The 5,810-nt window shown below is 51.3% G+C and carries 4 protein-coding genes; 2 read left to right on the forward strand and 2 right to left on the reverse strand.

The annotated features are described in order from the left end of the window. The first annotated feature begins 461 nt into the window (after nucleotides 1-461). Nucleotides 462-1,022: a hypothetical protein gene (locus ACWIUF_RS13150; RefSeq protein ID WP_448572875.1), complete on the forward strand. Its 561-nt coding sequence runs from the start codon at nucleotides 462-464 to the stop codon at nucleotides 1,020-1,022. A gap of 249 nt (nucleotides 1,023-1,271) precedes the next feature. Here ACWIUF_RS13150 and ACWIUF_RS13155 read toward each other — a convergent pair whose 3' ends face one another. Both ACWIUF_RS13155 and mfd read right to left on the reverse strand, forming a co-directional pair. Then, complete coding sequence (locus ACWIUF_RS13155) at nucleotides 1,272-1,436, reverse strand: hypothetical protein (protein WP_448572876.1); 165 nt, start codon at nucleotides 1,434-1,436, stop codon at nucleotides 1,272-1,274. 54 nt (nucleotides 1,437-1,490) lie between these two features. Continuing rightward, nucleotides 1,491-4,994 carry a transcription-repair coupling factor gene (mfd, locus tag ACWIUF_RS13160; RefSeq protein ID WP_448572877.1) on the reverse strand — a complete coding sequence of 1,168 codons (3,504 nt, stop codon included), beginning with the start codon at nucleotides 4,992-4,994 and terminating at the stop codon, nucleotides 1,491-1,493. 438 nt (nucleotides 4,995-5,432) lie between these two features. Between mfd and ACWIUF_RS13165 the strand changes: the two genes are divergently transcribed. Continuing rightward, nucleotides 5,433-5,612, forward strand: coding sequence for a type II toxin-antitoxin system HicA family toxin (locus tag ACWIUF_RS13165; protein WP_448572878.1), 180 nt, complete (start codon nucleotides 5,433-5,435; stop codon nucleotides 5,610-5,612). The last annotated feature ends 198 nt before the right edge of the window (nucleotides 5,613-5,810 follow it).

Below are 5,810 nucleotides of genomic sequence, written 5' to 3' on the forward strand. Positions count from 1 at the left end.
GAAGCGTTTAGCTAGCCGACAGATCTATGAGGAAATTAAGGATATGACTCTCCAAGAGGAAATAGCTTATTGGCAGGGAGTAAGGAACACGGCGCTCAAGTTGATAGAGAAAGAAACATTACAAGGTTCCCCACCCGTAGAGGCTTCCTAGTTCTGCGATTAGGATAGTGATCCTAGAGATGCTTATTCATGAGCTAGCGATCGCGATCGCTGCCAAACTCTCTAGAGAGCAGCCTTGAGCTGGACTCAGGTTATCTAAGCTGGCCTTTAGGGCTAGGGTTGAGCAAGATTGTCAATGTATCCTCTGCCTGAGGCTCCCACTATCAAGTACAAGAGGATATACGCATTTTTTTGAAAATCGCTGCGTATGCATAACAATATCCGTAATTATTCGTAGATTTTTCCTCATGCTAGTGGGCTTACTTATCTTTAGTAGCTCCATAACTAAGGATAAGGAAAGCATGGACAGCCAGGGACATAGGGACGGCAAGGACCGCGTCACAAAGACGGCTTCTACTGCTGGCACAGCAGCTAGTGTTGCAGTTACTGGTGCAGCAGCAGCAAGTGCAGTAACTACGGCAACAGGTTTGACTGTAGCGGCAACGTCAGGCGCTGGTATCACTTCTGGTCTTGCTGCCGCAGGTGGTGTAATTGGTGGGGGTATGGCCGCAGGTCCAGCCGTCCTCGCTGCGGGGCCAGCATTCGCTGGGGCTAAGATTATTAACAATACCCTCTTTAAAGATGAAGCAGGTTTAGAGGTAGAAGAACGTGATGCTCGCGCAGCAGCACGAACAGCTACAGGCATTGGTGCTGCTGTTGGTGTTGCAGGAGCGGGGGCGGCAACCGTAGCTGGCGGTGCATCTGGTGCTGCAATTATGGGTACTTTAGCTACTATCGGTAGTGCAGTTGGTGGGGGTGCCCTCGCGGGTACTGCGGTAGTGGCCTTGGCTCCTGTTGCTGCTGCCGGAGCCATTGGATATGGGGTTTACAAGCTTTTTGGTGGCAAGCGGAAACGTAAATAGCAGCAGAAAGCCCCTACGTTTACTGTAGGGGCAGAGAGTTTTGCCTAGACCAGACCGTAGGAGCGGAGAGTTTTACTTATCTAACCAAATCATTAAGCTTTTATCTATATCTTGACTCTCATCGTTGCCTCCAATCAGTATCAGGGAGTCTACCCATATTAGATTGCAGTACGACAGGCTTAAGCCATATTGCTGGGGCGTAATACTCTGACTTTTTGCCTATACGCAACCCAAGAAAGAAGTTTGTTGCTAAACCACCGCCGCCAACTCTGGCAACGCCCCCTGAATCTTACTAAACCAATCCAATAAATTCTCCAACTGCTGATTCGCGCTGAGCACCACACCCCCCGCCTTGACCGCTTCCTGAAAGAGTAACGGCACGATCGCGCTTGCCGCCAACGTTAACGGTTCCATAGTCATTTCGCCTCTACGATGATTGTCTAACTGATCTCTGTAACTTCCTTTTCCCTATCCCACAATGGCCAACTCCGGCAACGCCCCCTGCATCTTACTCAACCAATCCAATAAATTCTCCAACTGCTGATTTGCGCTGAGCACCCCCAGGCCCCGCACCGTCACCTTACTGGGACTGTAGACAAAACGACCCTGGAGATGATTCGGTAAATTGTCCTTCAGTAACTTCCAGGCCGGTTCCTCCATCGGCGTTTCCAACACCACATGTTGCTTCCCTTCCGGTTTAATCCGCGCAAAGCCCAACTTCTTCGCCACTTGTTTTAACTCCATCACCCGCAGCAATTGTTGTGCAGGTGTGGGAATTGGGCCATAGCGATCGTTCCATTCCGCCGCAATTTGGGTTAACTCCTCCCGCGAAACCGCTGCCGCTACCCGCCGATAAGCACTCATCTTTTGATCCAAATCGGGAATATAATCCGTCGGAATAAACGCCGTTAGATTCAGATCAATTTGCGTATCATCCACCGTCGGAATCTTCTGACCGCGAATCTCCGCGATCGCCTCTTCCAACATCTCCATATACAGATCAAACCCAATCACTTCCATCTGACCTGACTGTTCCGCCCCCAGCAGATTACCGACCCCACGAATTTCCATATCCCGCATCGCCAACTGATAGCCAGACCCTAGCTGGGTAAACTCCTGAAGCGCCCGTAACCGCTGCCGCGCTGCATCCGAAAGGGTTTCCTGACGGGGATAAAATAACCAGGCATGGGCTTGAATTCCGGCCCGTCCCACACGACCGCGCAATTGATACAATTGCGACAACCCAAACCGCTGGGAATCCTCTACCAAAATCGTGTTTACACGGGGAATATCCAACCCCGATTCAATAATCGTTGTACAGACCAAAATATCGGCATCGCCATTACTAAACGTGAGCATCGTTGCCTCTAATTCCCCTTCCGGCATTTGCCCGTGGGCAATGGCAATGCGTACCCCCGGCAACATTTCCCGTAACTTCGCACTGCGCTCCTCAATTCCCTCTACTCGTGGCACTACATAGAAAACCTGACCGCCGCGATCGAGTTCCTGACGAATCGCCGATCGCACCACTTCCGCATCATAGGCCGCCAAGTGAGTTTTAATCGGTCGCCGCGAGGGGGGAGGCGTCGTAATCAAACTCATCTCACGAATCCCAGAAAGGGCCATGTAGAGTGTGCGGGGAATCGGCGTCGCGCTGAGGGTGAGGACATCCACCTGGGTTTTTAGGGTTTTAATCTTTTCCTTTTGATTCACCCCAAACCGCTGCTCCTCATCCACCACGAGCAGACCCAAATCGCGAATTTTAACCCCTTTACCTAATAGTTGATGGGTGCCAACTACCACATCGAGTTCCCCTGTCGCCAGCCGCCGCAAAATATCCTTACGTTCCTCCGCCGTGCGAAACCGATTGAGCAAGCCCACCTGGATCGGATAGGGGGCAAACCGTTCCTTGAGTGTGTGGTAATGCTGTTGCGTTAAAATTGTTGTGGGAGCCAAGAGAGCCACTTGTTTTCCCGCCGTAACTGCTTTGAAAATTGCCCGCACTGCCACTTCGGTTTTCCCAAAACCGACATCACCACAAACCAGCCGATCCATTGGCCGCTCACTTTCCATATCACGCTTGATGTCCTGGATAGCCTTCAGTTGATCGGGGGTGGGTTGGTAGGGGAACGAGTCTTCCAATTCCTCTTGCCAGGGTGTGTCACTGGGAAACGCAAACCCCTTTTGTTGCGATCGCTGGGCGTATAACTGGAGCAAATCCACGGCCAATTTCTTGACCGATTTGCGGACCTTGCTCTTGGTTTTCTCCCAGGCTTTGCTGGACATTTTGTTCAGTTCCGGGGGCCGATCGCCGATCCGTCGAAAGCGCGATAGGGACCCCAATTGATCCGCCGCGACGCGCAGCAAACCATCGGCATATTGCAGCACCAGATAATCACGGGTTTCGCGATCGAGAGTCAAACTTTCTAGCTTGATAAAGCGACCAATCCCATGCTGGCGGTGAACCACATAATCCCCCGGTTGCAGCTTGTTGGGATCAACCTGTTTTGAGGTGGCCTGACGCCGCTTACGCACATAGCTGGGGGTGGCCAGGGAATGTTGCCCAAAAAATTCGCGATCGGTAATAATGACTAACCGAAAAGTTGGCAAAATAAAGCCTTCTAATTCGGCGAGGCCGGAATACTTAAGGGCCACAGGAACGTGTTGAATTTGGAGTTTCTCAATAGCAGGATAATCGCGAGGGTTGGGAATAAATTGGGCGGGACAATCATGCTCCTGTAACAGGGCTACCGATCGCGACGGTTGGGCCGAAATCAGCCAGACCCCAAAGCCGCGATCGCGTTCCTGACGCACCATTTCCGCTAGTTTGCCAAACTGGTGAGGGGTAATGGGGACAGGCCGACTGGCCAAGTTCAAGGTATAGGGTGCGGTAGTATTGCCATCTTCAGCGATTTCGGAGAGATCGAGACGTTCAAACCGGGCTAAATCTTCTAGGCAATTTGCAAACGATCGATGCAGCGCCGGCATTTCTAGATTGCCTTGATCCTGAATCGTTACCAGCACCTCCTGATAATGTTCTTCGGTTTGTTGAAACCAGCGATCGCTGTGTGCCCGACACTGTTCCGGTTCATCCAATGCAACCAGCGTATTCGCAGGCAAATAGTCTAATAGGGATGCTGGTTGCGGAAACGCCAATCCCAAATGGCGATAAATACCTGTAGGGGTAGGTTTTTCAGGATCAATGGCTGCATAGCGATCAATTTGATTAAACTCGCCCTCGCCCAGCACCTCATCAATCATGGGGCTAAAACTGGTTGGGGTGAGCAAGACTTGGGGGATATCATCGAGCGATCGCTGCACCGCTGGATCGAATTCGCGAATCTTATCCAGTTCATCGCCAAACCATTCCAACCGCACGGGCAGTTCGGCGGAGACGGGGAAAATGTCAACAATATCGCCGCGCCGACTCCACTGGCCTTCGGTTTCGACTAGGGGTACGCGCTCATAGCCCAAACGGGTGAGGGTATCACCAAGAGTTTTCAGGTCAAGTTCTTGGCCGCGTTGCAGGTGGAGGCAGTGCTGGGCAAAGGGGACGACGGGGGGCAGGAGGGTTTGCAGGGCGCGTTCGGTGGTGACGATCGCCTTGGGGGGGGTCGCCTCTGGGTTAGCGTGGGCCTGCACTAGGTCGGCGAGGACTTGCAGTTGGCCCCAGGTGAGTTCGCCTTCGGGGTCAAAGCTTTCGTAGGGAGAGGCTTCGGAGGTCGGGTAAAAGTGGACGGTGGCCCAGTTCATGGCTTCGAGTTGGGCGGCCCAGCGTCCGGCTTCTTCGAGGGTGGCGGTAATGACCAAGAGCGATCGTTCTTGTGCTTGGGCGATCGCGGCGGTGACCAATCCTTTGGCAAGGCGGGAGGCCCCGGTGAGGCGGAGGTGGCGATGGGTGGCGAGTTTACCGAGGAGGTCCTGGGTAAGGGGCGATCGGCTGAGTCCCCGGACGATGGCTGAAAAGGTCATGACGGCGATCTATCTAGTCAAGGGTCGGTCCGCAGCAGGGCTGCTCTTCCTAGGGTACTGCAAGGGTTGATTTGTGGTAAAATAATCTGAAGATAGAAGTGCCTTAAAGAATTTTTCTCGCGAAGAAAAGAGGTAAAAAAACAAATTTTCTAAGTTTTTCTCTTGACTATAGCAAACTTAAATTTTGCCAATTTTATTAAATACAGGCATCTAATGCTTCACTAGCCTGCTAGGAAGGGAACCTACTAATATGCAGAAGAAAAGATTTATTTACTGGCAGTCTGAGAATATGTGGATAGGATACCTTGAAGAATATCCTGACTACTGGACTCAAGGCGAGACTGAAGTTGAGCTACGGGAAAATCTCATTGATCTTCATAAAGACTTAACGAGTGGAGTTATCCCTTCTGTTCGGAGAGTAGCTGAGCTTGAAGTATCGTGAAACGCCGAGATCTCATAAGAAGACTTGATGAAATGGGATGCATCTTTATCCGTCATGGTGGCAAACATGACTGGTATCAAAACCCCCGAACTAAAATCTCCCAACCCATTCCCCGTCACCGAGAAATCAAAGAACAGCTTGCCCTGCACATTATAAAAATGCTTAGTGACAGTTAGGATTACAAGCGCGAAGGAAGAGGAGCAAGTTATGAATCGGTATAGCATGATGATTCAACGCAGAAGTGTTGAATCCAGATATAAAACTTTACACTTGAGGGTGCGAGAGTCATACAAGCGTTTCTGGAAGCAAATCGTAGCTCCAATGGACGAGCGAACAGCGACGGCTGAGTTCTAGTTGCAAATAGCGAAACTTGT

The organism is Trichothermofontia sp., assembly GCF_053493415.1.